Origin of the sequence: Microbacterium sp. B19 (assembly GCF_000333395.1) — a bacterium.
In the GTDB taxonomy this organism is placed as follows: domain Bacteria; phylum Actinomycetota; class Actinomycetes; order Actinomycetales; family Microbacteriaceae; genus Microbacterium.
In genome coordinates this window covers 1-1,263 of record NZ_BADA01000376.1, presented here as the reverse complement: position 1 = coordinate 1,263, position 1,263 = coordinate 1, and the positions used below count along the sequence as shown (strand labels likewise).

1 protein-coding gene and 2 pseudogenes are annotated in these 1,263 nt (G+C 68.5%); 1 reads left to right on the top strand and 2 read right to left on the bottom strand.

Going from position 1 to position 1,263, the window contains the following annotated elements; translation table 11 throughout:
• Positions 1-211 (bottom strand): annotated as a pseudogene (locus tag I5G_RS13400) (DNA-binding protein WhiA); the annotation flags it as partial.
• 17 nt (positions 212-228) lie between these two features.
• Here I5G_RS13400 and I5G_RS13395 point away from each other — a divergent pair.
• Positions 229-771: pseudogene (locus tag I5G_RS13395) on the top strand (glycoside hydrolase family 65 protein); the annotation flags it as partial.
• Positions 772-813: 42 nt separating this feature from the next.
• Here I5G_RS13395 and rplD read toward each other — a convergent pair.
• Positions 814-1,263 (bottom strand): 50S ribosomal protein L4 (gene rplD, locus I5G_RS13390; protein WP_022879509.1); only part of this gene is annotated, 450 nt, incomplete at its 5' end.

The window sequence follows — 1,263 nt, the reverse complement described above, 5'->3', positions numbered from 1 at the left end:
TCGGGGCGCCGCCGTAGAGCTCCATGAGGTCGCGGGCCACGCGGCGGGCCAGGATGTCGGAGTCGAGCTCCGCCTCGACGGCCACACGGTTGGCGATCGAGTGCAGACCGCCGGAGAAGCGGAGGATCGCCGTGAGCTCGGCGACACGCGCCGTCGGACGCGGGTCGCGTACGGTGATCAGCTCGGCCTTCACGTCGGCGGTCAGCGGCACGGTTCTCCTCGGTTCAGATCCGGCACGCCGAGCAGGCCTACGGTTTCGCCGAGGTCGGCCAGACGATCATCAACGCACCGGATGCCAAGGTCATGCGCGTCTACGTCGACGACGAGCCGCTCTCGCTCGACGTCGCCGACGTCCGCGAGTACGAGCGCGTGCTCGACATGCGCCAGGGCATCCTCCGTCGCACGCTCCTCTGGGTGACGCCGTCGGGCAAGGAGGTGCGCATCGAGGACGAGCGGTTCGTGTCGTTCGAGGAGAAGCACCTCGTCGTGCTGCGGCTGACGGTGACGGTCCTCAACTCGGACGCTCCGGTGACGGTGGCGTGCCAGCTCCTCAACCGCCAGGACGGCGAGGGCATCTACGGCGGTTCGCCGATGGCATCCAAGACCGCCGGATTCGACCCGCGTAAGACCGAGAAGCTCACCGACCGTGTGCTCCAGCCGCGCGAGTACTGGCAGGACGGCGACCGGTCGGCGCTGTCGTACGAGGTCACGGAGTCGGGCATGACGCTCGCGGTCGTGGCCGACCACGAGGTCGAGACCGCCAACACGTACGAGGCTTCAGGATGATGTCGCGCGGGTCCTTGTTGACGGCGGTCATGCCGAGACCTCCTCGGTGGCGCCGGACTTCGACGCGACGAACGCGTCGTAGGCGGCCTTGGTGAAGACGATGTCGTCGGAGACGAGCACGTCGTAGGCGTTGAGCTGGCCGAAGGGCAGCACGTGCACGTACGCGAGGTTGCGCACGCTCTTGACCGTCAGCTCGTCGTCGCGGTCGATGACCACGATGACGTTCTTGACGGCGCCGAATGCGGTCAGGACCGCGGCGGCAGCCTTGGTCGACGGGGCACCCTCGATGCCGAAGGACTCCACGACGTGGAGACGCTCGCCACGAGCACGGTCGCTCAGCGCGCCCAGGAGGGCCGCGGCGATCATCTTCTTGGGGGTGCGCTGGCCGTAGTCACGCGGCTTCGGGCCGTGGACGATGCCACCACCGGTCATGTGCGGCGCGCGGATCGAACCCTGACGGGCGGTACCCGTGCCCTT